Genomic DNA, 26,189 nt, shown 5'->3' on the forward strand with positions numbered 1-26,189 from the left:
TATATTTACTGATTATTAAATCAAAAACAATCAATTTTAAACAAATTAATCTTTTTGGTACATTTTTTGAATTTAACTGCTCATTAACAGCTTCTATCATTAGAATTACTATTTTTGAAGCGTTAAGAAAATAACATTTATGAAGTTTCAGAAAATTATAATCTTATTATTTGTGTTGATTGCAAATAGTGGATTTTCGCAAAATACAACTACTTATAAATCAGAAAGAGAAAAAACGCACGATTTAGTGCATACAAAACTAAAAGTTGATTTTAATTTTGACGATAAAACCATGAATGGGGAAGCTTGGATTACTGCAAAGCCTCACTTTTATACAACTTATAAAATTACGTTGGATGCTAATTCCATGATTATCAAAGAGGTTTCTCTAAATAATAAAAAGCTACCTTTTAATTATAATGATTTCGATTTATCAATCGAATTGCCAAAAACGTATCAAAAAGACGAAGAATTTACTATTTACATCAAGTATACTGCAAGACCAGAAAAGGCAAAAGACAGAATTACAGAAACAATAACCGATAAAAAAGGCTTGTATTTTATCAATGCAGATGGAATTGACAAAAATAAACCTACGCAAATTTGGACTCAAGGTGAAACAGAAGCCAATTCAATTTGGTTTCCTACTATTGATGCTCCAAACCAAAAAACATCCCAAGAAATTTATATAACAGTTCCTAACAAGTACAAAACACTTTCAAACGGAACGTTAGTAAACCAAACAAATGTTGGGAATAATAGAACAGATTATTGGAAATTCGATCAAAAACATGCACCTTATTTAGTGTTTATGGCTGTTGGTGAGTTTGAAATTATCAAAGATTCATACAAGAATATCCCTGTAAATTATTATGTAGAAAAGGAATATGCTTCGAATGCAAAAGATATTTTTGGGTTAACTCCAGAAATGATTGGTTTCTTTTCAGAGAAATTAGGAGTGGAATATCCTTGGGAAGCGTATAATCAAATTGTGGTAAGAGATTACGTTTCTGGAGCTATGGAGAACACAACAGCAGTTGTGCATGGAGAACAGGCCTATCAAAAACCAGGACAATTAATTGATGAAAATGTTCAAGAAAATACTATTGCTCACGAAATTATGCATCATTGGTTTGGCAATTTAGTCACTTCAGAAAGTTGGAGTAATCTTACCTTAAATGAATCTTTTGCCAATTATGGTGAATATTTATGGCAAGAATATAAATACGGAAAAGTTGCCAAAGAAATGCATTATTTTGAGCAATTAGAGGCGTATAAAAACGGACAAAATGATGCCAAAAGTTTAGTTCGTTATCAATATGATGATCAAGAAGAGTTGTTTGATTTAGTAAGCTATAACAAAGGTGGCGCAATTCTACATAATCTACGAACCTATTTAGGTGATGAAGCTTTTTTCTTAGGATTAAAGCAGTATTTAACTCAATATAAATACCAAGATGTAGAAGTTTCGCAATTGCGTTTGGTGTTTGAAGAATTAACAGGGAAGGACTTAAACTGGTTTTTTAATCAGTGGTATTTTGGCGCAAATCACCCAAATATAGAAATTTCTTACGATTACAATACGTTGCAAAAAACGGTGACAGTAAATATCATTCAGTTGCAAGGAGAAACGTTTCAATTTCCTTTTGCTATTGATATTTTTGAAGGAACTAAAAGAACAAGACACAATGTTTTTGTAGAAGGAAATGATGCTTCTTTTACGTTTACTTATAACAAACAACCCAATTTAATCCAAGTAAATGCAGACAATGTATTGATTTGTAAAATTTATGAAAACAAGATTTTAAGTGATTATATTTTTCAGTTAAAAAATGCTGATAATTACGCACACAGAAGAGAAGCTTTGTTGGAAGTTGTTAAAAAACAAGAAGATAAAGATGCTTTTAATGCAGTAGTTGCTGCCTTGAATGATGAATCTTTTAAAATAAGACAGTTAGCGTTACAAAATATCGACTTAATTAATAAAAACACAAAGAAAGATGCCATTTCCAAAATTATGAAAATGGCCAACAACGATTCAAAAACTATTGTGCAAGCTGAAGCTTTAAACACGTTAGGAAAGTTAACAGATCCAGAATTAAAATCGGTGTTTGCAAAAGCATTAGAAAGTAAATCGTATTCGGTTTTGGGCAAAGCACTGGTTTCTATGTATTATATTGATAAACCAACTGCGTTAAAAAAATCGAAAGAATTGCCAGATGAAGTGCGTAAAATTTTAGCAACGCCTTTAACCCGAATTTTTATCGAAGAAAATGACGAAACTGAATTGCCTTTTATCGCAAAAACAGTAGTTTCTGGGATGTTTCTAACCAATGATGATGATACTAAAGAGTTGTATCAAAAGGCATTTAAACAAATTTCTGAAAGCAACAATACAGAAGCTATTCAAAATACGGTGGATGATATGGTTGTAAAAGGAACCGAGTTTAAAGGGTTTAATTTTGATAAAGTGGTCATCAATTTAATGAGAAATATGATTGACGATCAAAAGAAAGCGAATAAACCAAACAAAGAACGAAATATAGAAATTATTAAAACAGCCATGGCTAAATTGCTGTAGTTTAATTTAAAAAATAATGAGCTATATTATTAGTATTGCAATTCTTCTTATGGTGTTGTTTTTTGCTTTAAAACCTAAAAAGAAGTCGAAAATTGTGTCTTTGAAAGATGTGATAGTTCCTGAACATTGGCATCAAATATTAGTGCAAAACGTTTTGTTTTACAAGAAGTTAACAAAAGAGGAGCAAACCCTTTTTCAAGCTAAAATGGTTCGTTTTTTAGAAGCAACAACTATTGAAGCAATTCATTTTGAATTGGAAGAATTAGATCGATTGTTAATTGCAGCAAGTGCTGTAATTCCTGTTTTTAGATTCCCAAATTGGCACTATGCAAATCTCTCTACTGTTTTAATGTATCCTGATTAATTTTGATGAAGAGTTGCAATTCAGCAGTAAAACCGAAGGTAGAAATATTGGTGGTTTAGTAGGTACAGGAAGATTTGAAAACCACATGATTTTATCTAGAAAAGCATTGCATCATGGTTTTAGCAATAAAACTGATAAAGGCAACACAGCCATTCACGAATTTATACATTTGTTAGACAAAGCAGATGGTGTTGTTGACGGAATTCCGAATGCGTTGTTAGACAAACAATACACCATTCCATATTTGCAATTGGTGCATAAAAAGATGGAGGAAATCAATAACGACAAATCTGATATCAGAAATTATGGAGGTACTTCTCAAACTGAGTTTTTTAGCAGTGGCTGGAGAATACTTTTTTGAAAGACCAAAATTGCTAAAAAGAAAACATCCAGCATTGTATGAAATGTTGAAAAGTTGTTTTGTGAAGTGATGTTGGTATTTTTAATATTTTAAGCAGATATAGGATTTATTTGAATTTGGCCACCAATTGCTTTTAAAACTTTCATTATTGTTGCAAATTGTGGTTTAGAACCATCAGATAAAGCTTTGTATAAACTAGGTCTACTTAAACCAGTTTCTTCAGATATTTTAGTCATTCCTATTGCTTTTGCAACATGTCCAATTGCGTTTATGATATCTGTAGTATTTCCTTCTTCTAAAACAGTGTTTAAATATTCAGCAATCATTTCCTTGCTGTCTAAATAATCGGCTATATCAAATTTTGAAGTTTCCATTTTTTATTTATTTAATTTATTCCAGATTTCTTTTGCTTTGTTGATGTCTTTTTGTTGGGTAGATTTATCTCCACCAATAAGTAATACAATTATTTTACCATCTTTTTCTTTAAAATAAATTCGATAACCTTTTGCATAATTAATTCTCAACTCTCTTATTCCATCGCCTACAGATTTAGAATCTCCAAAATGCTCATCAATCTCTAATTTCTGAATTCTAAATATAATTTTTGCTTTGGCTTTAAAATCTTTCAATTTTCTTAGCCATTTGTCAAATTCGATAGTTTTCTCAATAAAGAACATAAAACACTGTATCTACTTGGATACAAAAATAAGTAATTTTTAGAGTTATTAAAAACTTTTTTAAGCGTGATATAATTAGTCCATAAAAAAATGGAGGAAATTAATAACGACAAATCCGATATTAGAAATTATGGAGGCACTTCTCAAACTGAGTTTTTAGCAGTGGCAGGAGAATACTTTTTTGAAAGACCTAAATTGCTAAAAAGAAAACATCCAGCATTGTATAAGATGCTGGAGAGTTGTTTTGTGAGGTGATGTTTGAGTTTCTGAATTATTTTAAACTTTCTATTTTTTATAGTCTAGAAAATCAGAGAAAATTCGATCTGTAAAATATCTTTAGCTTTCGATGTTGAAAGGGAAATCAAAATTATCAATACCTATTTCTTTTATAGGAATAAAATTCTCAAGTTCTTTTTCTAAAATCCTTCTTCTTTTATCAATTTCACCTAGTAATTTTGAACAAATCATTTCAATATTTAGAAGCATTTCATTTGAAAAAGTCAATCTAGTTTTATTTCTTAAAGGAATTAATAAATCTAGTTTTTTTATTATTTACACTCATATAATAAGGTTTTATATCAATTATATCAGAGTCAGAATGAGCAATAGCTTTATTTCTAAGTTTTATCAAGGAATTGTGCAGTTCTTTTTCATTGGTGTTTAAAATCTTGATAACATTTTTGTTTAAATCAGGAATAGAATTTTTAGAATTTTTATCATTTCCAGAGAAAGGTCTTGAGTATGCGACTATTAAAGCTGAAGATAGAGCTTCTTTTGTTAATATATCTATTTTTCTTTTTTCAGTATTAATTTCTAAGTCTAAATTATTTTTATCAAATATTATTCTTGCAATATCCAAAACTTCTTTAAAATCATTAAAGGAAATTAAAAGTCTATAAAATTGGTTTTTCTTTCCTTTTAGTCTGTTTCCTTCATTTTCCATCAAATAAGTTTTTATAATATTAAAGAAAATACCGTGTTTTAATTTATTATATCCAGAGTTAGCTAATTTCGTCTTTTTCCAAAGAAAACAAACAGGAAAAACACCCTTTTTATTTGTAACTTAATGAGATAATAAAGATATAATTTTAAACTTTGTTAAATTTTAAGAGATGGTTCTTATTGAGAATCATTGAGCAGTGCAACAATTCTTAATGGAGCTCCACTTCCTCCTTGAATTTTCATTGGTAATGCAATTACTTTAAAACCAATATTTGGTAACTGCTCTAAATTGGTTAAATTTTCAAAAGCAGGTATGTTTTTTGAGAGTAATATAACGTGACTTTTAAAAAATTCTGATTGACCATAATCAATACTTGGAGTATCAATTCCAATTGAATTAATTTGACGATTATCAACCAACCATTGTGCTGCTTCTGCAGATAATCCAGGAAAATGTAGTTTTTGAACTGCATGTTCTCCACGTTCATCAGTTCCTAAATATTTAACTTTATTTGGGTAGTATTTAGAAAAACCTGTTTGTAATAAAACAATACTTCCATTTGGAATTTTTGTGTTCTCCTTTTTTTCCCATTCTAAAATATCTTCAATACTAATTAGGTAGTCAGAATTATCAAGCACTTTTAAAGAAACATCAATTTTTATTGCTGGTCCAATTAGTTTTTCAAGTGGTATTTCATCAACAGTTAGTCCTTTTTTTGCAAAATGAATGGGTGCATCTATATGAGTTCCACCATGTTCTGCTGTACTAAAATTATTGGCAGCATAGTAATAACCTTTATCAGTTTGTCCTTTAAAAACAGTATCTAATTTAAATTCCTTGGCTGTTACCCAATAGATAGTTTCATCAGAATAAACATGTGATAAATCAATTATTTTTTTCTCTTGAGAAGTAGTAGAACCTTGTGAATCTATGGATTTATGATCACAAGCATTAAATGAGAAAAAGAATATTAGAATGATAAAATAAGACGTTTTCATTTTTTTAATTTTAAGAATTGTTGATAAAGTTAGCTTTTTTAAACCACAAAATCAACTGGTTAGCTGTTCTTTTTTGTTAAAAATGATTTTCAATATGGTATTCCTCAAAAACCAAACACAATTTTTATTTCTATTCGTAAATCAGATAGTATCTTTGCACTTCACAATTTTTTATGTCCATAAACACACTTTTAATAACTCCACCTTTTACGCAGTTAAATACTGCCTATCCTGCAACTGCCTACATTAAAGGTTTTTTAAATTCTAAAAATGTAAAAGCAACGCAAATGGATTTAAGTATCGAGTTGTTTACAGCTGTGTTTACCAAAGAATTTATCGATGCTATTTTTAAACAAGCAGATTTATTAGGCAATAAAGACTTGCCTTTGGTGTACAATCAGCGAGAAGAATACATTAATAAAGTAGATACTGTGATGCAATATTTGCGTGTGCAAGAAGTAACAGCTGCGTATCAAATTGTGCACAAAGATTTTTTACCTCATGGACATAGACGTATCAAATTAAACAAAGATTTATCAACCGAATTTGGCAAATTAGGCATTTTAGACAAAGCCAAACACATTGCAACTTTGTTTGTAGAAGAATTGGGCGATTTTATAAATGCCAATGTAGATGAGTTTTTCTCCTTTACAAGATATGCAGAACAATTAGGCAGAACAGCCTCTAGTTTCGATCAAATTGATGAGTTTCTTGAATACGAAACCACTTTGATTGAGGATGAAATGTTGTACATTTTAGAGGAGCAAATTAAACAAGATACATATGATTTGGTTTGTTTTACCATTCCTTTTCCTGGTAATTTATTTTCGGCCTTAAGATGTGCGCAATTTATAAAAAAAGCATATCCAAAACTTAAAGTTGCTTTTGGTGGTGGCTATTGCAACACAGAATTACGACGTTTGTCAGATCCCAGAATTTTTGATTTTGTTGATTTTATTACGTTGGATGATGGAGAAGGTCCTTTATTAAAAATCACCGAATTTTTGGACCACAAAATAGGTGAGGAGCAACTAGAAAGAACCTATATCTGTAAAAATAATGATGTTGTATATGCTGATAAACAACCCAATACAATTTTTCATCATAAAAATTTACCAGCACCAAGTTACATTGGCTTGCCAACTGCAAAATATTTGTCGTTTTTAGATGTGATGAATCCTATGCACAGAATGTGGTCTGATGGAAAATGGAATAAACTAACCATTTCTCATGGTTGTTACTGGAAACAATGTTCTTTTTGTGATGTAACTTTAGATTATATTGGCAATTACCAAAATACCACAGCTGAAGATTTGGTGAATAAAATTGAGCAAATAATTTCTGAAACTGGTGTTACAGGTTTTCATTTTGTGGATGAAGCTGCACCTCCAAAAATGTTGCGAGCGTTAGCAAACACTTTAATTGAACGCAAAGTGTATATTACTTGGTGGACGAACATTCGTTTTGAAAAAACATTTACGCCAGAATTGTGTGCCTTATTATCAAAATCTGGCTGTATTGCTGTTACTGGTGGTTTGGAAGTGGCTTCTGACAGGTTGTTAGCAAAAATGAAAAAAGGCGTTGATATTGCACAAGTTGCCAGAGTTACCAAAGCTTTTTCGAACGAAAATATTATGGTGCATGCCTATTTAATGTTTGGTTTTCCAACTGAAACAGCACAAGAAACGATTGATTCTTTAGAAGTTGTGCGTCAGTTATTTCAGCACAATTGCATTCAGTCTGCTTTTTGGCATCAATTTGCATGTACAAGTCACAGTCCAGTTGGTAAAAACCCAGATGATTTTCAAATAAAAATCATTGGTCCAAAATTTGAAGGTTTTGCAGAAAACGATTTGTATCATGAAGATCCAACAGGAGCAGCCCATCATTTGTATAGCCAAGGATTGAATATTGCTTTAAATAATTACTTGAATTACAAAGGTTTTGAAATTCCTTTAGAAGATTATTTCGATTTTAAAGTTCCTAAAAAAACGTTGAAATCTGATTTAATAGCAAGTTCTTTGGAGGTTTAAAGCATTAATAAAAAAAAACTTGTCTGTTATAATTTGTACTCTAACAAACCCCAAACTTGCCATTTCGACTTTTAGGAGAAATCTCATAAAGTTGATAACACAAAACTGAGCAACTTGTGTGATTTCTCCTTTAGTCGAAATGACAAAACTGGGAGTAATTTTTTGTAAAAGTGTTTAATTCAATAAAACTTTTTTATTTTGAATACGCTCCTGAAGAATACGTTAACTCATAACTATGGGTGTAAATTTCAAAAACAATTCCAAAAGGATCTTCTACATAACACATTTTAAAAGGTTTATCTTTTGGATAATATTCTCTAATAGGCATTCTTTGTTTTCCACCATAAGCAACAATTTTTTCAATCAATTCTTCGATATTTGGATCTTGAATACAAAAATGAAAAAGACCTGTATTAAAAGGATTGAATGCTGGAGCTTCTTTGATTCCATTTGGAAATGAAAATAATTCGACTCCAATGCCATCTGAAGTTGCCAAATGTGCAATTTCAAATTCAGTCCAATCTTCTCCAAAAACGTCAATACACATTTGTCCAATGGCAGTTTCTGTTTCTTTTTTAACAGTAGAAGGTTCCATAATAATATACCAACCCATCACTTCTGAATAGAATTTTACGGCTTCTTTGATGTTGGGAACTGTAATTCCTATATGTGAAAATGATTTAGGATACTCTTGCTTTTCTTTCATAATTGATAATTTAGATGTCAAAATTAAACTATATTTACCTACTAAACAATAACTTACCCAAAAGTAGTATAGTTACCTAAAAGAGTAAATTAATGATTATCAACATAATAATTTATAATATTGAATAAAAACATGAACTGTCCTTTGCATTATACCATGAATTTAATAGGGACAAAATGGAAACCGTTAATTTTATTTCATCTTTTAGAAGGTTCTTTGCGTTCAGGAGTTTTACAAAAGAAAATTGCTGGAATTTCAAATAAAATGTTTACGCAAAGCATTAGAGAACTAGAAAAAGATGGACTTGTTATAAGAGAAATTTTTCCTGTTGTACCTCCAAAAGTGGAGTATTCTTTAAGTAAAAGAGGAAAATCACTAGAAAATATTTTGAGAAGTTTAGATACTTGGGGTTTTAAGGATGCTCAAGATTGATTATTTAAATAAAGAGTAAACCACAATTGTGTCATTTCGACTTTTTAGGAGAAATCCCATAAAGTAGAAAACGTGAAGCTGAGCAACTATATGTGATTTCTCCTAAAGTTTATCTTGAGCGAAGTCGAAAGGTCGAAAAGGCAAAACTGTATGTTATCATTGTCTCTTTTAAAAAACTTCAAACTTCAAACCACAATCGTGTCATTTCGACTTTTTAGGAGAAATCTCATAAAGTAGAAAACGTAAAGTTGAGCAAGTATATGTAATTTTTCCTAAAGTTTATCTTGAGCGAAGTCGAAAGGTCGAAAAGACAAAACGATGGAGAAAAAGCTGGAATTCTAAATGCCAGTTATGACTTCCCATTTTGTATTAATAAAAATATAATATACTAGAAATAAAACGAGTATAAAAAATAATATATAAATTATTATATTTTTGGTTTGATCAGCTTTGTGTTTTCTTCTAATTTCTTCCTTTAAAATTGTCATATCAGCTTTAGAAATTTCAGGGAATTCCATTTCTTTTCGTGCACCTCCTTTTAATAAAACTTCTCTTCTTTTTTGAAGTTCATATTTTAAAGCAGCTTTTCTGTTCTTAGCAACTTCTTGTTTTTTAATCAACATTGTTAAAGAGCCCCAAGGATCCATAATTAGATATTTTTTATTTTAAAATCTTACAACACAAACTCCTCAAAAATTGCTTCCAATTCTTTTTCAGGATTTTCACACAAACCAGAATGTGTTTTAGAACTCTGAATAATGGTGCTTCTACAAGCTGCCAACCATCTAAATCTGTCAGAAATTTCTAATTCGCCAATTTTTCCTGCGGATTTTTTTCCATCACAGATGATTTTCCAAGCGTTTAAATATTCATTTAAAGAGTCCAATGCTAATTCTGGAGCCATCACTTTTAATTTTTCAGGATTGATGTGAAATTTGATGTCCAAATATTTCTTTCTCTTTGAGAATAAAATAACGCCAATATTAAAGAATTCTTCACGCTCAACTTTTGGAACCAATCTAATAACAGCGTATTCAAAGGTGACTTTATCTTGCATTTTCGGCTTCTTTTACAAGTTCATCAATCATTGCCAATTTTGCATTTAAAAAAGTATTGTAGGCTGCTCTTATTTCTGTTGGATTCAAAAAATCACCTTCATTTATTAACCAATCTTCTGGAATTTTACTAATTATTTCAGCAATAACATCTTTAGTGATTAATTTTTTAACTGCTGATGAAGCTTCCTCTAAAACAGTTGCTTTTGCTAATAAAACATGATCTTTTATCAACGGAAAAGTTCTTGTTAAATGATTTTCCCAAGTTTGCCAATTGTGATGAAAGTAGAAACTTGCACCATTGTCAATCACCCACAATTCATCTTTCCAATTTAAAAGGTTGGTGTTTTTGGCTGTTCTGTCTATATTGCTGATTAAACTATCTAAAATAACTACTTTAGAAGCTGTGAATGCATCTACTTTAGAAACCAAAGGATCGTACGTAATTGCGCTCGATAAATAATGCAAACCCAAATTTAAACCTACACTAAATTTTAGCAAATCTTGAATTTCTTCATCTGGTTCTGTTTTGCTGAAGGAGTCATCTAAATTCATAAAAACCAATTCAGGCACTTTTAAACCCATGGCTCTTGCCAATTCACCACCAATAAATTCGGAAATTAAGGCTTTTTTCCCTTGACCTGCACCTCTAAATTTTAGTACATATAAAAAGCCATCATCTGCTTTTACGATTGCTGGCAAAGAACCACCTTCTCTTAAAGGTTGTAAATATTGCGTAACATTTACGGTTCTAATATCAATTTTTTTCATTGTTACTAAAATATGATTTTAAATTTAGTTGAATTTTTAATTTTAATAAAATATTTTACTGTCTGTTCGAGCGCAGTCGAGAACTCAATTTGTAATTATGAACAAGTTCTCGACTGCGCTCGAACTGACATTTTGTTATTATAGAATATCATTTTGAATTTTGACCTTTGGCTTTGAAATTTAAACGAGTTCTCGATACAATTTTTCGAAAAAGAAAAATCACTCGAACTGACATTTGTTACTCTTCCAACTTCCAACTTCCAACTTCAATCTCCCAACTTCAATCTTCAATCTTACTTCAAATATTCATCAAAAGTACCATCATTATAAAAAACGACAATTCGTTGAATTTTTTTTCCATCATTAGCATTTGTTGCAAATAAAGATGGAGTAGGAGCATCCTCTTTTTGAGCTGAATTTTTAGGAAAAAAACCGATTCCATTAATCAACCATTGTAAATCTACATCCTCAAATTCGGTTGTTATTTTCAAAATAAAATCGAGACTTGGTTTGTTTCTACCAGACAAAATATGAGAAATACTTGAACGTTGAACACCAATTTTATCCGCAAATAAAGATGCTGTTAATTCATGATGATCCATCACTTTTTTTATTCGAGTTGTAAATTCTAAGCTGTTTATCATTGTAAATTTTAATTGTATTACAAATGTAAATCAAAATTAATAAGCCACAAAAGGATATGTTTTAAAACTATTTTACTGTTGTTTTTTATATTAAATTTATTGTTTAGGTGAGTTATGTAAATACTTGAATTAATGCTCTTTAAATAAAAACAAAACTACATTGCATCAACATAGAAAGTTATTCTTTTTGAATTTAAAAATTTCAAATATTTAAAAGTTAAAAGTTTACAAAAGTAACTTAAAATAGCCTTTTAAAAATTTACAATTCTGTATTTTTTATGGTTTACAATTGTAACCATAAGGTTGTTTACTTGTGTTCAAAAGTGTAAATTTGTAATTCTAAACAATCAAACAAGTGCATATTTTATCGACTACTTTTTTAAAGAATATTTTCGAAGAACAAAAAGAAAGTTCCCTTTTTGGGAAGTGGATTACTTTTAAAAATATTGAAAATTTGTTCCAAAAACATCAAGCTGTTTTTGAGATTAAACAACTTGGTTTTTCGGAACAAGAAAGACCTATTTATACCTTAAAAATTGGTTCGGGTAAAAAACGAATTTTACTTTGGAGCCAGATGCATGGAAACGAAAGTACAGCAACAAGAGCGTTATTCGATTTATTTAATTGTTTCTCCAATACAACATCTGTAGAACTAGAAACTATTTTAAAAGAATGTACACTTGTTTTTATTCCGATGTTAAATCCTGATGGAGCACAAGTCTATACCAGAGTAAATGGAAATAATATCGATTTGAATAGAGATGCTGTTGATAGAGTTGCGAAAGAAAGCAAGTTATTAAGAGGAATTTTAGAGGAATTCAATCCTCAATTTTGTTTCAATTTACACGATCAAAGAACTATTTTTGGAGTAGAAGGCACTAAAAACCCTGCAACAATCTCTTTTTTAGCACCTTCAGAAGAAGAAACGAGAGCCATTACAGAGGGTAGAAAGCAAACCATGAATGTGATTGTTGCTATGAATAAAATGTTGCAAAATATAATTCCACATTTTGTTGGTAGGTATACAGATGAATTTTACCCAACAGCTACTGGCGATAATTTTCAAAAATTGGGCTACAATACAATTTTAATAGAATCTGGTCATTATCCAGAGGATTATCAACGAGAAAAATCTAGAGAATTTACTTTTTATTCCATTATACAAGGAATTTATCATATTGCTACTGCAGATTCTTTTATAGATTATGAGGATTATTTTAACATTCCTAACAACGATAAAATTTTCTATGATGTAATTCATCGTTTTTCTAAAGGTAAAAAGGATGAAGCGTATCAATATAAAGATGAAGTTATTGAAAATAAATTAGTTTCAAAATTAGAGAAAATAGCCGAAAACACCCTACAAAACGAAATTGGACATAACGAAATCGTTTTCGAAGCGAATATTTATTAAGTATTTGTTAGTTTTATGCTTGTTTAATTAAATTAAATTCATAAATTTGTATTATAAATTGAATAATACATAAATTATGAAAAAATTCATTCTAGACGAAATAGATCATCAGATTTTAGATATCTTAATAGAAAATGCAAGAACACCATTTACAGACATTGCTAAACAATTATTGGTTTCTGCTGGAACTATTCATGTTCGTGTAAAAAAGATGGAAGATGAAGGAATTATACAAGGTTCTACATTAACATTAAACTACGAAAAAATGGGGTATTCGTTTATAGCTCATGTAGGTATATACTTAGAAAAAACATCGATGACACAAAATGTTATTGAAAATTTAAGAAAAATACCAAACGTAACTGTTGCGTATGTAACTGCAGGAAAATATAATATATTCTGTAAAGTTAGAGCAAAAGGAACCAATGATGCCAAAGATATTATTTATGCAATAGATGATGTACCTGGTGTTAACAGAACAGAAACTATGATTGCATTAGAAGAAACGATTAATGATAAGAAGAGAATGATGCACGCAATTTTTGCAGATCTTTAAACCAAAGTCAACCAATCAATAAACGAAAAATCCTTATCAATTTATTTTGATAGGGATTTTTTTAATACATACTATTTTAGTTGAAATAAAAACCCGAAAAACAAATTGCTTTTCGGGTTTCTGATTTTAGTACTACTAAGAGTTAAACTCATTTTGTTCGTAAAATAAATCATCTTCAGGATAATTTACAACATCTTCAGGTCTTGTGTACGTCCTTAATATAAGAGTTTCATAATCTCTGTAAATTGGCGAATCCTTTTTAAATCTTTTTGTTTTAGAAAACGTATCGCTATTGATACTTGTTGTCGAAACAACTTTATTATCCAAATCTAAATTTGCCAAACCAATTGGAATTATCACGTGATTTTCACCATCTTCGTTTACAAATTCGTGAATGCCATCTTTTGCTTTTGCACTAAAAGGTTCATGATTTACATTTAAAATAGCTTCATCTAGTTCTACATCTAAATAGACAACTCGTTCAGTATTTTTATTTACCAAAAGGCTATTTACTTCACCTATAACTCTATTATCGATATCTTTCACTTTCCAACCACGAACGTCTTTTTGATCATCCGCAACTTTATAATCACCTAATTCTTCTAAATAAAATAAGGTTTTGTTTTCTTTATTCGTATTCATAATGTTATTTTTTTAGTTCATTTTTTCTAATAATGTTTCAGCAGATTTAAAAAATCTATTTACATCATCTTTTTGATTCAATGTTTGTTCATCCTTTTTAATTTTTGAAACTGCCATTTCAACATCAGAAGCTTCCGTTGTTAAATTAGGATACTCACTTTTTTGAATAGTTGTTAAAGCACGAGAAATAATCATTCCAGAATCTTTAATTAAATTGGCATGATTTAAAGATTCAGGGTCATCTGTAATTATTTCTGCATTTTTACGAGCTTCTTCTATATCAGCTTCAATATCTATATTTAACTCATTTGCTTTTGCTTCAACTGCATTTATAAGGTACATTAAAGCGCCATTACTATATTCATGGTCAATTCCCATTTTTCCTGTATTGCCAATATAATCGGAATATTCAATCAATGCAGCTTCAGATGCTACTACATATTCCTCATTTTCAACTTCTTCAATGGGTTCTTGATACACTTCTTCTACAGGTTCATTTTCCTCTATAACTGCTGTTTCTTTTGATGTAAAATAGAATACTGCAAGTAGCAATAAGATCCCTAGAATTATCCAAGGCCAAATTGTCTTTTTCTTCTCGATTTTAATTTCTGCCATAATATTTGTTTTAAGGTTAAAGTTCAAAACTAATAAAAAGCATGTGTTTATTTGATGTAATGATTAACGCTATTAAAAAAAACAAAGGTATTTACACTATAAACTTCTGATTATAAATAGTTAAAGTTTTTTTTATGCAAAATTGATATATTTTAAGGACATATAAAGAAATGAGCTTTTTTTTTATGATGCTGATTCTTTTAGTTTATTTAAATTTGTTTAGGTTCAAAATATCCTTTCTATGACATCAAATATTGTTTATCATAAATCGTCAACTTCAAATAAACAGGCTTTATTTTTATACAAATCGATGCTAAAATCGAGATTGATAGAAGAAAAAATGTTGATTCTTTTGCGTCAGGGAAAAATATCTAAATGGTTTTCTGGAATTGGACAAGAAGCTATTGCTGTAGGAGTTACAACTGCTCTTCAAAAAGACGAATACATTTTACCAATGCATAGAAATTTAGGGGTTTTTACCACAAGAGAAATTCCTTTATATAGATTATTTTCTCAATGGCAAGGAAAAATGAACGGTTTTACAAAAGGGAGAGATCGTAGTTTCCATTTTGGAACACAAGAATATCATATTATTGGAATGATTTCTCATTTAGGACCACAATTAGGAATCGCAGACGGAATTGCTTTAGCCAACAAATTAAAGAAAAATAACAAAGTTTGCGCTGTTTTTACTGGTGAAGGAGGCACAAGCGAAGGTGATTTTCATGAAGCTTTAAATGTAGCTGCTGTTTGGAATTTACCTGTGTTATTTTGTGTAGAAAATAATGGGTATGGTTTGTCTACACCAACTTCAGAGCAATTTAACTGTACAAATATTGCTGATAAAGGAATAGGTTATGGAATGGAGAGCCATATGATAGATGGTAATAATATTCTAGAAGTGTACACCAAAGTTGATGAATTAGCAAAAAGTGTTCGAGAAAATCCAAGACCCATTTTATTAGAATTCAAAACTTTTAGAATGCGTGGCCATGAAGAAGCCAGTGGATCTAAATATGTTCCTGAAGATTTGATGAAAGAATGGGCTGAAAAAGATCCTTTAGAAAATTTTGAACACTATTTAAAAGAGAAGGCTATTTTATCTGAAGAAATTGAACAGCAATATAAAAAAGAAATCATTGCAGAAATAAATGAACATTTACAAAGGGCTTTTGATGAGGAAAAAATAATTCCCAATTTAGAAACGGAACTAAAGGACGTTTATAAACCTTTTAAATATCAAGAAACAAAGCCTTCATTAACCAAAAAACATATTCGTTTTGTAGATGCTATTGCTGATGGATTACACCTTTCTATGGATAAGTTCGATGATTTGGTAATTATGGGACAAGATGTTGCTGAATATGGAGGTGTTTTTAAAATTACTGATGGTTTTGTAGAGAAGTTTGGCAAAGAACGTGTTAGAAATACTCCCATTTGTGAATCTGCCATTGTTGCTGCTGGTTATGGTTTGTCCATAAATGGAATGAAAGCTGTGGTAGAAATGCAGTTTGCCGATTTTGTTTCTTCTGGTTTTAATCCGATTGTAAACTTATTAGCAAAATCTCATTATAGATGGAGCGAAAATGCCAATGTTGTTGTGAGAATGCCTTGTGGAGCAGGAGTTGGTGCTGGACCTTTTCATAGTCAAACCAATGAAGCTTGGTTTACAAAAACACCAGGTTTAAAGGTGGTATATCCTGCATTTCCTCAAGATGCAAAAGGCTTGTTGGCAAGTGCTATTGAAGATCCAAATCCTGTCTTATTTTTTGAACATAAAGGCCTGTATAGATCTGTTTATCAGGAAGTTTCTGAAGGTTATTTTACGACAGAAATAGGAAAAGCAGCTGTATTAAAGGAAGGAAAAGACCTGACAATCATAAGTTATGGAGCAGCCGTTCATTGGGTTTTAGAGGCCTTGGAAAATCTATCAGAAATTGCTGTTGATGTAATTGATTTAAGAACGTTACAACCTTTGGATTTAGAAACTATTTTTGCATCTGCTAAAAAAACAGGAAAAATATTAATTGTGCAAGAGGATTCTATGTTTGGTGGAATTGCTAGTGACTTATCAGCATTAATTACAGAAAATTGTTTTGAATATTTAGATGCGCCTGTAAAAAGAGTGGCGAGTTTAGAAACACCAATTCCTTTTCAATCGGATTTAGAACAACAATATTTAGGGAAATCAAAATTAACAAAAGCTATTTTAGATTTATATAATTATTGATTAAATTTAACGTCGAAATAAAAAATACAAATGAATAACAAACAAATTATATTTAAAAAACGACCAGTAGGAACTCCAGATGCAACTACTTGGCAATTAGAAACAAACCCAATTCCTGAATTAGAAGAAGGAGAAATCTTAGTGGAGCATCATTATATTTCTTTAGATCCTGCAATGCGTGGTTGGATGAACGATTCCAAATCTTACATTCCTCCAGTTCAAATAGATGATGTGATGAGAGCTGGTTCTATTGGAAAAGTGATTCAAAATAATGGCAATCCAAAATTTGAAATCGGAGATGTGGTTACAAGTTGGGGTGGAGTGCAACAATACGCCATTACAAATGGTGATGGCTGGTACAAAGTAGATACGCGTTTAGCGCCAATGCCAACCTATATTGGTACTTTGGGAATGCCTGGAATGACAGCCTATTTTGGAATTTTAGAAGTTGCAAAAGCAAAAGAAGGTGATATCGTTTTAGTTTCTGGAGCTGCAGGTGCAGTTGGGAGTATTGTAGGACAAATCGCAAAAATTAAAGGATGTACAGTGATTGGTATTGCTGGTGGAAAAGAGAAATGTGATTATTTGATAAACGAATTAGGTTTTGATGAGGCCATTGATTATAAATCTGAAAATATTTATTCGGCTTTAAAAGCAAAATGCCCACAAGGAATTGATATTTATTTTGATAATGTTGGTGGAAAAATCTTAGATGCAGCTTTGAGTAAATTAAGAATGCATGCTAGAGTCGTAATTTGTGGAGCCATTTCTCAATATAACAACAAAGCTAAAGTTAATGGACCAAGTAATTATTTATCACTTTTAGTTACAAGATCTACCATGCAAGGAATGGTTGTAATGGATTATACCAAAGATTTTGGAGTTGCTGCAAAACAAATGGGAACTTGGATGCAAGAAGGAAAACTAAAATCGAGAGAAGATATTTATGTGGGCATTGAAAACTTTCATGAAACGTATAACCGATTATTTTCTGGTGATAAAAATGGAAAATTAGTTTTAAAAGTTATAGAGGAATAGTGGAGCAAGAACATTTTTTTCAATGTCCTTATTGTTGGGAAGATATATCCATGATTTTAGATAGCAGTATAAGGCAGCAAACTTATATTGAAGACTGTGAAGTTTGCTGCAATCCTATAGAAATATCACCAAGATTTGAAAATGGCGAATTAATAGGTTTTGAATCTCAATCTATAGAACAATAATTAGATTTAATTTTACAAATCTATAGTATATGTGGCTGAAACAAACTCAATATTATCGACATTCCCTAAATTTGGATCTCCATTTTTATTAAAACTGAATGTACAACTTGAATCGCTGTCTATAGTGTAACATTCTGATGAGCTAGTAGATAATAATGAAGATTCTATTGTTTCGTTATTAATAGTTGATTTAATAGTAATTCTATAAAAGCCCAAAATTGGTGTAACATTTGGGTTGATAAATTTAATAGAATAACTTAAATTTTCAGGAGTATTAGCAGTTGCTGGTGTAAAATTAAAATGGATTAGTTCCGTTTTTACATCGATTATATTTATTGTTTCAATTTCGGCATTATTTGTTGAACAGCTTAAAGTGATAAATAAAATGATGAAATAAGTGTAAATATTTTTTAGCATGCTGATTATAATTAAGATTGATCAAAAATCTTTAATAAAGTAGGTTTTAAGTTAGTTCTTTCCAATTCCAGTTAAATTCCTCAAACATCTCTATCCAATCTTTTGGAAAAGTACCTTTTAAAATCTTTTTTTCTGATGAAAAAGGATGAATAAATTCTAATTTACCTGCGTGTAAGAATAAATTTTTCCAACCAAAGTTTTCAGCAAACATCGTATCATGATTCTTATCACCATATTTTGCATCGCCAATTAAAGGATGACTAATTTTATTGGAATGGACTCTTAATTGATGCATTCTACCTGTTTGTGGTAAAAACTCCACCAAACTATAACGTGAAGAATCATAGGGTTTTACAGGAATATCTAATGTAATATTCGCTAATGTTCTTAAATAGGTTAAGGCTTCTTTATGCACATTGGCATCTCGTCCTTTTACAGGAGAATCAATTGTTTTTGTTTCAGGAGAAAAACCACGAACTACGCCAAAATAGGTTTTTTGAATTTGCTTTGTTGTAAATAATTCTTGAAATTTAGAAACATATTCTTTTTCTTTTGCTAATAAAATTAACCCAGAAGTTTTTCTATCCAACCTATGAACAGGATACACTTTAATGCCGAATTCTTTTTCAATTAATTGTAAAAGTGAATCTTCATCCCCAACATTTCTTGACAAAAAAGCATGATGAACTAAAACATTATTTGGTTTATTTACACAAATAATGTATTCATCTTCAAAAATAATTTCTAAACTCATATTCTATTAAAAGTGATAAAAGTACTACTATTTGCATATAAAAGATTATGATTTATTTATCAAAATTTAAATTCTTTTTATGTAATTTTAGTTTGTTTATAATCAGTAATTTATCGTTATGAAATTTAGAGTTTTATTTTTATCAATTTTATGCATCTCTTTTCTTAGTTGTAAAAGTTCTGCAACCTTGGCAGAAATTGAAAATTTAAAAGAAACAGCTACGTCAAAGAATTTTACAATTATTTCTGATTCTGCAAATCCAACAGCTTTGATGAATACCAGAGGAATTGAAAACTTATTACCTCCAGGAAGCAATTTAGCCAGCATAAGTTTGGTAAATATTCAAAACAATTTCACCATAAAAAATGATAGTATTTTCTTAGACATGCCTTTTTATGGCGAAAGACGTTTTGGTGGTGGATATGGAACTGAAAGCGGTTTGCAATTTGAAGGAATCCCCGAAAAAGTTGAAAGTTCTTTTAACCCAAAAAAGAACACCTATGAATTTGAATATTTACTGAATACAAAAACTGAAAGTTTACGAATTTCATTAACCTTATTTGCAAATAAAACAAGTCGATTTACTGTAAATAGCAGTCATAGAAGCACAATTACCTATAATGGTAAATGGGAAATCCCTCTGAAAGAATAAAAATGATTATTACAGAAAAATAATTATACTTTATTTTTAAGACACGAATAATATCATTCAAAAAATACAAAGAATAATTTCACAGATAATACCGAAGGTTTTTAAAATTAGTAAAATTATTAATAATCATTACACAAAAATTCGTGCATTCGTGGCTAATTATTATGTATAGATAGATAGATAGATAGATAGATAGATAATAAATAGTATGACTTGTACTTGCTATTTATTCTTTACCTATTTGATTGATCAAAACGTCACTTCCCTCTTTTTTAGGATTTGGACCCCATTTATTGGTTCCTCCATAACTATCCATGCACGTAAAAATCAAAATAATAAATCGACCAATATAGGGAATGATACATATTAAATACCACCAAGCGCTTTTATCAGTATCATGTAATCTTCTAGCTGTTACTGCTAAAAAAGGCAATATGGTGCCTAAAAAATACAAGATTAAAAGAGTACTAAGAATGATACTTAGAACATTCATTTCACTAGAATCTGAGAAGTTCTCTGATGAAAAAACAAGTTGCATTACTAAGAAGATGATAATTAGGTAATGGAAAAGTAAAAACATCCAATATTCTTTTCTTCTTGCTCTACCAGTAAAATTCGTGTAATTTTTTAATACTTTTAAATACCAATTCATAGTTAATTTGTTTTTTTTCGAAAATACCGATTTTTTAAAATAATCCTCTCGATTTTAATTCTAAATATTTGTTGATGCTATTTCCAGTTAAATCTTCTGGTTTTGTTAAAACAGACTGAATTCCATATTTTTTTAATTCGTTGACGATTCTCTTTTTTTCGTACAAGAATTTTTCGGCAATAATGCTGTCATATACTTGCTGAATTGTTTCTGATTTAGAATCGATCATGGCATCCAATTCTGTGTTTTTAAAAAACACGACTAATAATAAATGATTTTTTGCCAACGCTCGTAAATAGGGTAGTTGTCTGTTTAAACCATCAATAGTTTCGAAATTTGTAAATAATATTAATAAACTTCTATGGGTTATTTTTCTTTTAACAACCGAATATAAAGTACTAAAATCAGGTTCAGCAAAATTGGTTTTTATATTGTGTAACGCTTCAGAAATTAAACTCATTTGTGAGCTTCTTCGTTCAGCAACTACCCAATCTTCTAGTTTTGTGGAGAAAGATAACATGCCAGCCTTGTCTTGCTTTCTTAAAATTACATTGCTAATGGCCAAAGTTGCATTCACAGCATAATCTAACAAACTCAATCCGTTAAAAGTCATTTGCATTGCTCTTCCTTTATCAATAATTGCGTACACAGATTGCGATTTTTCTTCTACATATTGATTCACCATAAAATGGTTTCTTTTCGCAGTCGCTTTCCAGTTTAAGGTTCTAATATCATCTCCAGAAACATATTCTTTAATTTGTTCAAACTCTAAAGAATGTCCAATTCTTCTTACTTTTTTAGTGCCATAAGAAGTGGTTGCATTGTTAAAAGCTTTAATATCAAACTCTCTTAATTTTAAAAACGACGGATAGCATTTTAAGGAAGTTTCTTCCCCTAAAACATATTTTTTAGTGGCTAATTTTAAAGCTGAATTTGCATATACATTTATATTCCCAAATTCGTAAACACCTCTTTCTTTAGGCGTTAAATTATAATGAATGTTTTTTTCTTCGTGCTTTTTTAATTGTTGATAAAAGGTAAAATCTCTTTTTTGAAATTGATAAGGCAGCTCTTCAATTAAAGATAAATGAGCCTCAAAAGGATAGTCGTTTTTAAGCGCTAAAGAAATTTTATTCTCATCGCCATTTGAGAGTCGTTCAGGTAAATTACGCTCAAGTTTAATTCCTTTTTTAGTTCGATATAACAAGAAAACATCAACAATAGTCAAACCTATCAACATAAAAAGCAACACTTTAGAAATCTCAAAAAAGATAGGAGCAAAGAAGCCCACAACAAATAAGATTGCAATTGCAGCTAAGCAATAGAAAAAGCGATTGTTTAAGAATAAAGTGATGTTAGTTTTTTTCAAAAATTGTTGATTTGGTTATTTGTTTAAATGTGTAATTGTTTAAGTGTTTAATTGTGTAATTGTTTTTATGTGAAACGAATTATTATATTAAAATATTCAAAATTTATTTATCTATTGAAACACTAAAAGCAAACTCGCTAACTGAAAACTGCCAACTGCCTACTGAATACTGAACCTACCTAGGAATTTCAACAGCCTCAATAATCTGCTCAATAATTTGTGTACTAGTCAAACCTTCCATTTCTCTTTCTGGAGTTACAATAACTCTGTGTTGTAAAACAGGAATAGTGGCTCTTTTTATATCTTCTGGTGTTACAAAATCTCTACCTTCAATGGCTGCAAAAGCCTTTGATGCGTTTAAAATAGCAATACTTGCTCTTGGAGAAGCGCCTAAATACAAAAATGAATTAGAACGTGTATTTACTACAATATTGGCAATATATTTCAGTAAGTTTTCTTCGATTTTTATTTGATTGACCAAAGCTCTGTACTCGACAATTTTTGCTCCTTTAATAATGGACACAATTTTGCTAACTTTTGTGGTATTTTCCAAAGCTTGCTCACGCATAATAATTTCCAATTCTTCATCTGCATTCGGATATTCGATAATTACCTTGAACAAAAAACGATCTAATTGCGCTTCTGGCAATCTATACGTTCCTTCTTGTTCTATGGGGTTTTGCGTGGCTAAAACCACAAAAGGCTCCTCCATTTTATAGGTAGTTCCATCCATCGTAATTTGCTTTTCTTCCATCACTTCAAACAAAGCAGCTTGTGTTTTTGCAGGAGCTCTGTTAATTTCATCAATCAGAATCATGTTCGAGAAAATAGGTCCTTTTTTAAACTCAAATTCCGAGGTTTTGACATTAAAAACAGAGGTTCCTAAAATATCTGAAGGCATTAAATCTGGCGTAAACTGAATTCTACTAAAACCAACATCAATCGTTTTAGAAAGTAGTTTTGCAGTGATGGTTTTTGCCACTCCAGGAACGCCTTCAATTAACACATGGCCATCTGCCAACAATGCCACTAAAAGCAAATCCATCATGTCTTTTTGCCCAACAATTACTTTCTGTAACTGCTTTTTTATACTGAAAACACTTTCTTGTAATTCAGCTAAATCTATTCTATTTTCAAACTCTAAATTCTCAGAATTTATAGGAGCATTCAATTCCTCATTTGGTGTTTCCATCATCTTGTTTTTTAAAGAAATTATCAATCATTTTATGCAAGACAAGTAACTCTTCTTGAGTGCATTCTGATCTTTTATGTAAAGTGATAATTGTATTGATTAAATATTTTGTATTCTGTAAGTTATTGCCAGATTTTGCTGCCAAATTATGGATAAATTCCTTGTTTAAATTGGTCGTGTTTAACAAGTATTTAGTTCTGACTTTCTCCAAGAAAAAACCTATTTTTTTAGTGACCAAATTCTTATGATCTTGTTCTTTTAAATACAAGCTAGAAATGGTTTGTGTAAAGGCAACAGTGGTATTTTCTAAAGGATGAATAATCGGAATTGCACGTTGCTTTCTTCTGGCATTAAACAGCATAAACAACAACACACCTGCTAAAGAAACGAATAAAAACCAAGTAAGTGTTTTATGCTGTAAAAAGAATTTAAAGACAGAAGTATTGTCTTCATCACTTTCATTGGAATATTCACTTCTTTTAATTTGTGGATCCCAAAAAACAGTAGCCGAAGGCACATAAGAAAGTACATTTTCTGCGTATTTTTCTTTTCCACTTAACATAAAGTAATTGGTAAAAACCACAGGATTGGAATGCACATAAATAGCACCTTTTCCATGATAAATTTTCATAAAATTGGGCACTTTTTCTCCATCTATTTTGGCAGAACCTAAAACAATGGTTTTATCTTCATTATACGTTACAAAATAATGTTTTCTGATGTTTCTATCGAAATTAAAAGTATCTTTCTCAAAGGTGTTGTTCTCTAAATAAAACTCGCCTTTCAAAGCTTTTAAATCTTCTACTAAATATACATCTTTGTCCAAATTATTAGTGGTAATTTCCAACTGTTCTAATAAAGAATCACTAAAATAATTTAAAGATAAGAAGGCTGAATTTCCATCATACACAAAAGATAACAAATCAGTTACACCATCTTCAGTGAGTTTAGATGCTGAGTTTTTAATACAAATATAACTGCCAAAATCGGCTCCTGTAACCTCATAATTAAAGTAAAGATAATCGTAAAAGTTTTCTTTAAGGGTTACGATTTCCTGGTTTTTAAAAAGCTCATTTGCTTCATTATGAATAATATACGTGCCAAAAGGACTTTTTTCTTTCTCACGATAATTCTCTGTCCAATTGGTTTTTGTACAACTTGCGAGTACTAAAACAATTAGCAGTAAAATACTAGGTTTTGATATGTTTAAAAGCGCTTTCAAGACATCGAATTTATAAAAGATTGATACTTGTTTTGCGCTGCTTTAAAATTGGTTTCATCCACAGGAAATTCTCCATACCAAACATAAGAATATACATAAGAAAGATAGGAAAATTGTGTTCTCATTGCTGGGTTTTCAATCTCAAAAAGGTATTCTGAATTCGTTTTATCTTTATGGTACTCAATAATTTTTTTGTTCGATAATCCTTTTAAAGATGTCAAATAATAATAACGAATTGCCAATCTAAAATTCTGACTTTCAATAGCTTGTTTTAATAAAGATGCTAAATCAACTTCGTGAATGTCTTCATCTTCATAAATTAATTTTTCTGATATTTTTGTAGCTGATTTTGTGTTTTTCCAAAAAAGAATGTCTGATCCTAACATCACTTTTACAATCATAAAAATGATAAATCCACCTAAAAGAAAGGGGAAAATAGTCGTCATAAAAAAAGCAAATCCACTTAAGAAACCTGAACCAGTATTTACATTTTTCTTTTTCTTAACTGGAGCTTTCTCTTTATAGATAAAATCCTTATCATTATATTTCTCTGCGAGATTGGGTGATAAAGTTCTTGCTTCGCTAATTTTCGTGTCTTTTTGATAAACAATCGTATCGCTTTTGCTCACAATGAGTTCATCAATATTAGTGGTTTCTTGTGCATTCACAACAAAAGTAAGCAGGAAAAGGAGGGAAGCTAGTCTATTTTTCATCTATCGTAAACCGTGTTTTCTAGCAACCTTAAAAGGTAACACCAAATAATAATAACTGATAGAAACCAAGCTAAACAGAATAATGGCAAAGCAAAAAATAGTAGGCATTATATTGGAATAACGTGTTACATAACCTTCTAAAAATGCGGCCATAATTGTAAACGGAATGGTACTAATAAAAATATAAAACGCATCTCTAATCCCTATTTTAAAAGACTCGAAACGTTTTAAAGTGCCAGGAAATAAAATACTTGCGCCAATAATATAGCCTGCTGCAGCTTCTATAATGATTCCAAAAATCTCATAGGTTCCATGAATCCAAATTCCTTTTAAACTATCAAATAAGGTGTTTTGTTGATAAAAAAACGCTTGAAATACAGCCACCATAATTGCGTTTACCACAATATAATAGGCAGTGCCAATACCTACCAACAACCCTGATAAAAACATATTTAAGCCCACTCTTTGGTTGTTATCGTAAATACCAATAAAAGTACCCCAATTGCTGCCACCTTTATAAATAGCCATGGCATCTCCACTTTCTATATTTTCTAAAGTTTGGTCTACATAGCCATCACTTAAAATCTGTCTTGCAAAAGATTCATCATTAAAAGTGGACAATAATCCCACAAAAAAACAGATAAAGAAGAAAATAAAAGAAATGTAGATATATTTTCTGTAGGTATAACAACGTAGTGGAACCTTCTCAAAAAAGAACTGTAAAAAAACATTTTTATCGGTTCTTTTAGAGTCGTACACCTTATCGAAACTAGTCTTGGCAAGCTTATTCAGAAAAAGCGTCACCTTACTTTTTGGGTAATAGGTTTGTGCATATACCAAATCGTTCATGATTTTTATATGCAGGTTGGCTATGTCATCTGGACTTTTTTTCTCTTTATTTGAAATTAATTGTTCAAATTCAAGCCATTTTTCTTTATTTTGCTTTATAAAAGCGACCTCTCTCATTAAGAGC

32 protein-coding genes and 1 pseudogene are annotated in these 26,189 nt (G+C 30.2%); 13 read left to right on the forward strand and 20 right to left on the reverse strand.

Annotation, left to right across the window (positions count from 1 at the left end):
* Window positions 1-139: 139 nt before the first annotated feature.
* Genes LPB03_RS02770 through LPB03_RS16930 form a run of 4 tightly spaced genes read left to right on the forward strand, consistent with a single transcriptional unit; the run spans window position 140 to window position 3,376 of the window.
* Window positions 140-2,581, forward strand: a complete 2,442-nt coding sequence (locus LPB03_RS02770) for a M1 family metallopeptidase (protein ID WP_065317988.1) — start codon at window positions 140-142, stop codon at window positions 2,579-2,581.
* Between the two features lie 16 nt (window positions 2,582-2,597).
* Complete coding sequence (locus LPB03_RS16920; protein WP_317038997.1) at window positions 2,598-2,945, forward strand: zinc-dependent peptidase; 348 nt, start codon at window positions 2,598-2,600, stop codon at window positions 2,943-2,945.
* A gap of 13 nt (window positions 2,946-2,958) precedes the next feature.
* On the forward strand, window positions 2,959-3,306 hold the full coding sequence (locus LPB03_RS16925; RefSeq protein ID WP_317038996.1) for a zinc-dependent peptidase: 348 nt from the start codon (window positions 2,959-2,961) through the stop codon (window positions 3,304-3,306).
* The gene (locus tag LPB03_RS16930) at window positions 3,251-3,376 is read left to right on the forward strand and encodes a zinc-dependent peptidase (protein WP_340850760.1); all 126 of its coding nucleotides are present in this window, start codon (window positions 3,251-3,253) and stop codon (window positions 3,374-3,376) included. Before LPB03_RS16925 ends, LPB03_RS16930 begins: the two co-directional genes overlap by 56 nt.
* Before the next feature lie 19 nt (window positions 3,377-3,395).
* Here the strand turns inward: LPB03_RS16930 and LPB03_RS02780 are convergent, their stop codons facing one another.
* Window positions 3,396-3,680 (reverse strand): addiction module antidote protein, encoded by a 285-nt coding sequence (locus tag LPB03_RS02780; protein WP_065317987.1) that lies wholly within the window; start codon window positions 3,678-3,680, stop codon window positions 3,396-3,398.
* Between the two features lie 3 nt (window positions 3,681-3,683).
* The gene (locus LPB03_RS02785) at window positions 3,684-3,935 is read right to left on the reverse strand and encodes a type II toxin-antitoxin system RelE/ParE family toxin (protein WP_231953128.1); all 252 of its coding nucleotides are present in this window, start codon (window positions 3,933-3,935) and stop codon (window positions 3,684-3,686) included.
* 123 nt (window positions 3,936-4,058) lie between these two features.
* On the opposite strand from LPB03_RS02785, the pseudogene LPB03_RS16490 reads away from it, so the two are divergent.
* Window positions 4,059-4,238, forward strand: a pseudogene (locus LPB03_RS16490) (zinc-dependent peptidase); the annotation flags it as partial.
* Between the two features lie 81 nt (window positions 4,239-4,319).
* Here LPB03_RS16490 and LPB03_RS16870 read toward each other — a convergent pair.
* From LPB03_RS16870 to LPB03_RS02795, 3 genes are all read right to left on the reverse strand, one after another.
* Entirely contained in the window at window positions 4,320-4,451 is a 132-nt protein-coding gene (locus LPB03_RS16870) for a hypothetical protein (RefSeq protein WP_262502041.1), read from the reverse strand.
* Between the two features lie 43 nt (window positions 4,452-4,494).
* Window positions 4,495-4,926: a hypothetical protein gene (locus LPB03_RS02790; protein WP_065317985.1), complete on the reverse strand. Its 432-nt coding sequence runs from the start codon at window positions 4,924-4,926 to the stop codon at window positions 4,495-4,497.
* 176 nt (window positions 4,927-5,102) lie between these two features.
* Window positions 5,103-5,924 carry a cyclase family protein gene (locus LPB03_RS02795; protein WP_083186956.1) on the reverse strand — a complete coding sequence of 274 codons (822 nt, stop codon included), beginning with the start codon at window positions 5,922-5,924 and terminating at the stop codon, window positions 5,103-5,105.
* A gap of 173 nt (window positions 5,925-6,097) precedes the next feature.
* On the opposite strand from LPB03_RS02795, the gene LPB03_RS02800 reads away from it, so the two are divergent.
* Window positions 6,098-7,957, forward strand: coding sequence for a B12-binding domain-containing radical SAM protein (locus LPB03_RS02800; protein ID WP_065317984.1), 1,860 nt, complete (start codon window positions 6,098-6,100; stop codon window positions 7,955-7,957).
* 193 nt (window positions 7,958-8,150) lie between these two features.
* Here the strand turns inward: LPB03_RS02800 and LPB03_RS02805 are convergent, their stop codons facing one another.
* Window positions 8,151-8,663 carry a VOC family protein gene (locus LPB03_RS02805; protein WP_065317983.1) on the reverse strand — a complete coding sequence of 171 codons (513 nt, stop codon included), beginning with the start codon at window positions 8,661-8,663 and terminating at the stop codon, window positions 8,151-8,153.
* Window positions 8,664-8,819: 156 nt separating this feature from the next.
* Here LPB03_RS02805 and LPB03_RS02810 point away from each other — a divergent pair, with 156 nt between their 5' ends.
* Complete coding sequence (locus LPB03_RS02810; protein ID WP_065317982.1) at window positions 8,820-9,095, forward strand: winged helix-turn-helix transcriptional regulator; 276 nt, start codon at window positions 8,820-8,822, stop codon at window positions 9,093-9,095.
* A gap of 338 nt (window positions 9,096-9,433) precedes the next feature.
* Here LPB03_RS02810 and LPB03_RS02815 read toward each other — a convergent pair whose 3' ends face one another.
* The 4 genes from LPB03_RS02815 to LPB03_RS02830 form a co-directional block, all read right to left on the reverse strand.
* Window positions 9,434-9,742, reverse strand: a complete 309-nt coding sequence (locus tag LPB03_RS02815) for a hypothetical protein (RefSeq protein ID WP_065317981.1) — start codon at window positions 9,740-9,742, stop codon at window positions 9,434-9,436.
* A 26-nt stretch (window positions 9,743-9,768) separates the two neighbouring features.
* Window positions 9,769-10,152 carry a DUF3037 domain-containing protein gene (locus tag LPB03_RS02820; protein ID WP_065317980.1) on the reverse strand — a complete coding sequence of 128 codons (384 nt, stop codon included), beginning with the start codon at window positions 10,150-10,152 and terminating at the stop codon, window positions 9,769-9,771.
* On the reverse strand, window positions 10,142-10,921 hold the full coding sequence (locus LPB03_RS02825) for a HipA family kinase (RefSeq protein WP_065317979.1): 780 nt from the start codon (window positions 10,919-10,921) through the stop codon (window positions 10,142-10,144). The genes LPB03_RS02820 and LPB03_RS02825 overlap by 11 nt, the downstream gene beginning before the upstream one ends.
* Before the next feature lie 293 nt (window positions 10,922-11,214).
* Complete coding sequence (locus LPB03_RS02830; protein WP_065317978.1) at window positions 11,215-11,565, reverse strand: helix-turn-helix domain-containing protein; 351 nt, start codon at window positions 11,563-11,565, stop codon at window positions 11,215-11,217.
* A 355-nt stretch (window positions 11,566-11,920) separates the two neighbouring features.
* Here LPB03_RS02830 and LPB03_RS02835 point away from each other — a divergent pair, with 355 nt between their 5' ends.
* Window positions 11,921-12,979 carry a M14 family zinc carboxypeptidase gene (locus tag LPB03_RS02835; protein WP_083186950.1) on the forward strand — a complete coding sequence of 353 codons (1,059 nt, stop codon included), beginning with the start codon at window positions 11,921-11,923 and terminating at the stop codon, window positions 12,977-12,979.
* Between the two features lie 76 nt (window positions 12,980-13,055).
* The gene (locus tag LPB03_RS02840; RefSeq protein ID WP_065317976.1) at window positions 13,056-13,535 is read left to right on the forward strand and encodes an Lrp/AsnC family transcriptional regulator; all 480 of its coding nucleotides are present in this window, start codon (window positions 13,056-13,058) and stop codon (window positions 13,533-13,535) included.
* Between the two features lie 135 nt (window positions 13,536-13,670).
* Here the strand turns inward: LPB03_RS02840 and LPB03_RS02845 are convergent, their stop codons facing one another.
* Window positions 13,671-14,177, reverse strand: a complete 507-nt coding sequence (locus LPB03_RS02845) for a YlmC/YmxH family sporulation protein (RefSeq protein ID WP_065317975.1) — start codon at window positions 14,175-14,177, stop codon at window positions 13,671-13,673.
* A 12-nt stretch (window positions 14,178-14,189) separates the two neighbouring features.
* Complete coding sequence (locus LPB03_RS02850) at window positions 14,190-14,792, reverse strand: hypothetical protein (RefSeq protein WP_065317974.1); 603 nt, start codon at window positions 14,790-14,792, stop codon at window positions 14,190-14,192.
* Between the two features lie 241 nt (window positions 14,793-15,033).
* Here LPB03_RS02850 and LPB03_RS02855 point away from each other — a divergent pair, with 241 nt between their 5' ends.
* Genes LPB03_RS02855 through LPB03_RS02865 form a run of 3 tightly spaced genes read left to right on the forward strand, consistent with a single transcriptional unit; the run spans window position 15,034 to window position 18,245 of the window.
* Window positions 15,034-17,022, forward strand: coding sequence for an alpha-ketoacid dehydrogenase subunit alpha/beta (locus tag LPB03_RS02855; protein WP_065317973.1), 1,989 nt, complete (start codon window positions 15,034-15,036; stop codon window positions 17,020-17,022).
* A 30-nt stretch (window positions 17,023-17,052) separates the two neighbouring features.
* Complete coding sequence (locus tag LPB03_RS02860; RefSeq protein ID WP_065317972.1) at window positions 17,053-18,060, forward strand: NADP-dependent oxidoreductase; 1,008 nt, start codon at window positions 17,053-17,055, stop codon at window positions 18,058-18,060.
* Window positions 18,060-18,245 (forward strand): CPXCG motif-containing cysteine-rich protein, encoded by a 186-nt coding sequence (locus LPB03_RS02865; protein ID WP_065317971.1) that lies wholly within the window; start codon window positions 18,060-18,062, stop codon window positions 18,243-18,245. The genes LPB03_RS02860 and LPB03_RS02865 overlap by 1 nt, the downstream gene beginning before the upstream one ends.
* A 12-nt stretch (window positions 18,246-18,257) precedes the next feature.
* Here the strand turns inward: LPB03_RS02865 and LPB03_RS02870 are convergent, their stop codons facing one another.
* Window positions 18,258-18,662, reverse strand: a complete 405-nt coding sequence (locus tag LPB03_RS02870) for a hypothetical protein (protein ID WP_065317970.1) — start codon at window positions 18,660-18,662, stop codon at window positions 18,258-18,260.
* A 46-nt stretch (window positions 18,663-18,708) separates the two neighbouring features.
* Window positions 18,709-19,416, reverse strand: a complete 708-nt coding sequence (locus tag LPB03_RS02875) for a pseudouridine synthase (protein WP_065317969.1) — start codon at window positions 19,414-19,416, stop codon at window positions 18,709-18,711.
* Window positions 19,417-19,534: 118 nt separating this feature from the next.
* Between LPB03_RS02875 and LPB03_RS02880 the strand changes: the two genes are divergently transcribed.
* Window positions 19,535-20,068 carry a DUF4251 domain-containing protein gene (locus LPB03_RS02880; protein ID WP_065317968.1) on the forward strand — a complete coding sequence of 178 codons (534 nt, stop codon included), beginning with the start codon at window positions 19,535-19,537 and terminating at the stop codon, window positions 20,066-20,068.
* A 226-nt stretch (window positions 20,069-20,294) separates the two neighbouring features.
* On the opposite strand, the gene LPB03_RS02885 is transcribed toward LPB03_RS02880, so the two are convergent.
* The 6 genes from LPB03_RS02885 to LPB03_RS02910 form a co-directional block, all read right to left on the reverse strand.
* Window positions 20,295-20,720 (reverse strand): DUF805 domain-containing protein, encoded by a 426-nt coding sequence (locus LPB03_RS02885; RefSeq protein ID WP_065317967.1) that lies wholly within the window; start codon window positions 20,718-20,720, stop codon window positions 20,295-20,297.
* Window positions 20,721-20,754: 34 nt separating this feature from the next.
* Complete coding sequence (locus tag LPB03_RS02890; protein ID WP_065317966.1) at window positions 20,755-22,089, reverse strand: DUF58 domain-containing protein; 1,335 nt, start codon at window positions 22,087-22,089, stop codon at window positions 20,755-20,757.
* A gap of 175 nt (window positions 22,090-22,264) precedes the next feature.
* Complete coding sequence (locus LPB03_RS02895; protein WP_065318097.1) at window positions 22,265-23,281, reverse strand: AAA family ATPase; 1,017 nt, start codon at window positions 23,279-23,281, stop codon at window positions 22,265-22,267.
* Window positions 23,265-24,503 carry a DUF4350 family protein gene (locus LPB03_RS02900; protein WP_065317965.1) on the reverse strand — a complete coding sequence of 413 codons (1,239 nt, stop codon included), beginning with the start codon at window positions 24,501-24,503 and terminating at the stop codon, window positions 23,265-23,267. The genes LPB03_RS02895 and LPB03_RS02900 overlap by 17 nt, the downstream gene beginning before the upstream one ends.
* On the reverse strand, window positions 24,500-25,216 hold the full coding sequence (locus tag LPB03_RS02905; protein WP_065317964.1) for a DUF4129 domain-containing protein: 717 nt from the start codon (window positions 25,214-25,216) through the stop codon (window positions 24,500-24,502). Before LPB03_RS02905 ends, LPB03_RS02900 begins: the two co-directional genes overlap by 4 nt.
* Complete coding sequence (locus tag LPB03_RS02910) at window positions 25,217-26,182, reverse strand: stage II sporulation protein M (RefSeq protein WP_065318096.1); 966 nt, start codon at window positions 26,180-26,182, stop codon at window positions 25,217-25,219.
* Window positions 26,183-26,189: the final 7 nt, after the last annotated feature.

Source organism: Polaribacter vadi, assembly GCF_001761365.1.
Classification (GTDB): domain Bacteria; phylum Bacteroidota; class Bacteroidia; order Flavobacteriales; family Flavobacteriaceae; genus Polaribacter; species Polaribacter vadi.

What these genes read in the sequence shown, in the direction of transcription:
- LPB03_RS02770 (WP_065317988.1), top strand. Translation starts at nt 140, where the DNA reads ATGAAGTTTCAGAAAATTATAATCTTATTATTTGTGTTGATTGCAAAT.
- LPB03_RS02910 (WP_065318096.1), bottom strand. Translation starts at nt 26,182, where the DNA reads ATGAGAGAGGTCGCTTTTATAAAGCAAAATAAAGAAAAATGGCTTGAA.
- LPB03_RS02860 (WP_065317972.1), top strand. Translation starts at nt 17,053, where the DNA reads ATGAATAACAAACAAATTATATTTAAAAAACGACCAGTAGGAACTCCA.
- LPB03_RS02825 (WP_065317979.1), bottom strand. Translation starts at nt 10,921, where the DNA reads ATGAAAAAAATTGATATTAGAACCGTAAATGTTACGCAATATTTACAA.
- LPB03_RS02875 (WP_065317969.1), bottom strand. Translation starts at nt 19,416, where the DNA reads ATGAGTTTAGAAATTATTTTTGAAGATGAATACATTATTTGTGTAAAT.
- LPB03_RS02780 (WP_065317987.1), bottom strand. Translation starts at nt 3,680, where the DNA reads ATGGAAACTTCAAAATTTGATATAGCCGATTATTTAGACAGCAAGGAA.
- LPB03_RS02805 (WP_065317983.1), bottom strand. Translation starts at nt 8,663, where the DNA reads ATGAAAGAAAAGCAAGAGTATCCTAAATCATTTTCACATATAGGAATT.
- LPB03_RS02795 (WP_083186956.1), bottom strand. Translation starts at nt 5,924, where the DNA reads ATGAAAACGTCTTATTTTATCATTCTAATATTCTTTTTCTCATTTAAT.
- LPB03_RS02815 (WP_065317981.1), bottom strand. Translation starts at nt 9,742, where the DNA reads ATGGATCCTTGGGGCTCTTTAACAATGTTGATTAAAAAACAAGAAGTT.
- LPB03_RS02820 (WP_065317980.1), bottom strand. Translation starts at nt 10,152, where the DNA reads ATGCAAGATAAAGTCACCTTTGAATACGCTGTTATTAGATTGGTTCCA.
- LPB03_RS02905 (WP_065317964.1), bottom strand. Translation starts at nt 25,216, where the DNA reads ATGAAAAATAGACTAGCTTCCCTCCTTTTCCTGCTTACTTTTGTTGTG.
- LPB03_RS02885 (WP_065317967.1), bottom strand. Translation starts at nt 20,720, where the DNA reads ATGAATTGGTATTTAAAAGTATTAAAAAATTACACGAATTTTACTGGT.
- LPB03_RS02830 (WP_065317978.1), bottom strand. Translation starts at nt 11,565, where the DNA reads ATGATAAACAGCTTAGAATTTACAACTCGAATAAAAAAAGTGATGGAT.
- LPB03_RS02845 (WP_065317975.1), bottom strand. Translation starts at nt 14,177, where the DNA reads ATGAATACGAATAAAGAAAACAAAACCTTATTTTATTTAGAAGAATTA.
- LPB03_RS02855 (WP_065317973.1), top strand. Translation starts at nt 15,034, where the DNA reads ATGACATCAAATATTGTTTATCATAAATCGTCAACTTCAAATAAACAG.
- LPB03_RS02790 (WP_065317985.1), bottom strand. Translation starts at nt 4,926, where the DNA reads ATGGAAAATGAAGGAAACAGACTAAAAGGAAAGAAAAACCAATTTTAT.
- LPB03_RS02870 (WP_065317970.1), bottom strand. Translation starts at nt 18,662, where the DNA reads ATGCTAAAAAATATTTACACTTATTTCATCATTTTATTTATCACTTTA.
- LPB03_RS16870 (WP_262502041.1), bottom strand. Translation starts at nt 4,451, where the DNA reads ATGATTTGTTCAAAATTACTAGGTGAAATTGATAAAAGAAGAAGGATT.
- LPB03_RS02895 (WP_065318097.1), bottom strand. Translation starts at nt 23,281, where the DNA reads ATGGAAACACCAAATGAGGAATTGAATGCTCCTATAAATTCTGAGAAT.
- LPB03_RS02800 (WP_065317984.1), top strand. Translation starts at nt 6,098, where the DNA reads ATGTCCATAAACACACTTTTAATAACTCCACCTTTTACGCAGTTAAAT.
- LPB03_RS02880 (WP_065317968.1), top strand. Translation starts at nt 19,535, where the DNA reads ATGAAATTTAGAGTTTTATTTTTATCAATTTTATGCATCTCTTTTCTT.
- LPB03_RS16930 (WP_340850760.1), top strand. Translation starts at nt 3,251, where the DNA reads ATGGAGGTACTTCTCAAACTGAGTTTTTTAGCAGTGGCTGGAGAATAC.
- LPB03_RS02850 (WP_065317974.1), bottom strand. Translation starts at nt 14,792, where the DNA reads ATGGCAGAAATTAAAATCGAGAAGAAAAAGACAATTTGGCCTTGGATA.
- LPB03_RS02810 (WP_065317982.1), top strand. Translation starts at nt 8,820, where the DNA reads ATGAATTTAATAGGGACAAAATGGAAACCGTTAATTTTATTTCATCTT.
- LPB03_RS02840 (WP_065317976.1), top strand. Translation starts at nt 13,056, where the DNA reads ATGAAAAAATTCATTCTAGACGAAATAGATCATCAGATTTTAGATATC.
- LPB03_RS16920 (WP_317038997.1), top strand. Translation starts at nt 2,598, where the DNA reads ATGAGCTATATTATTAGTATTGCAATTCTTCTTATGGTGTTGTTTTTT.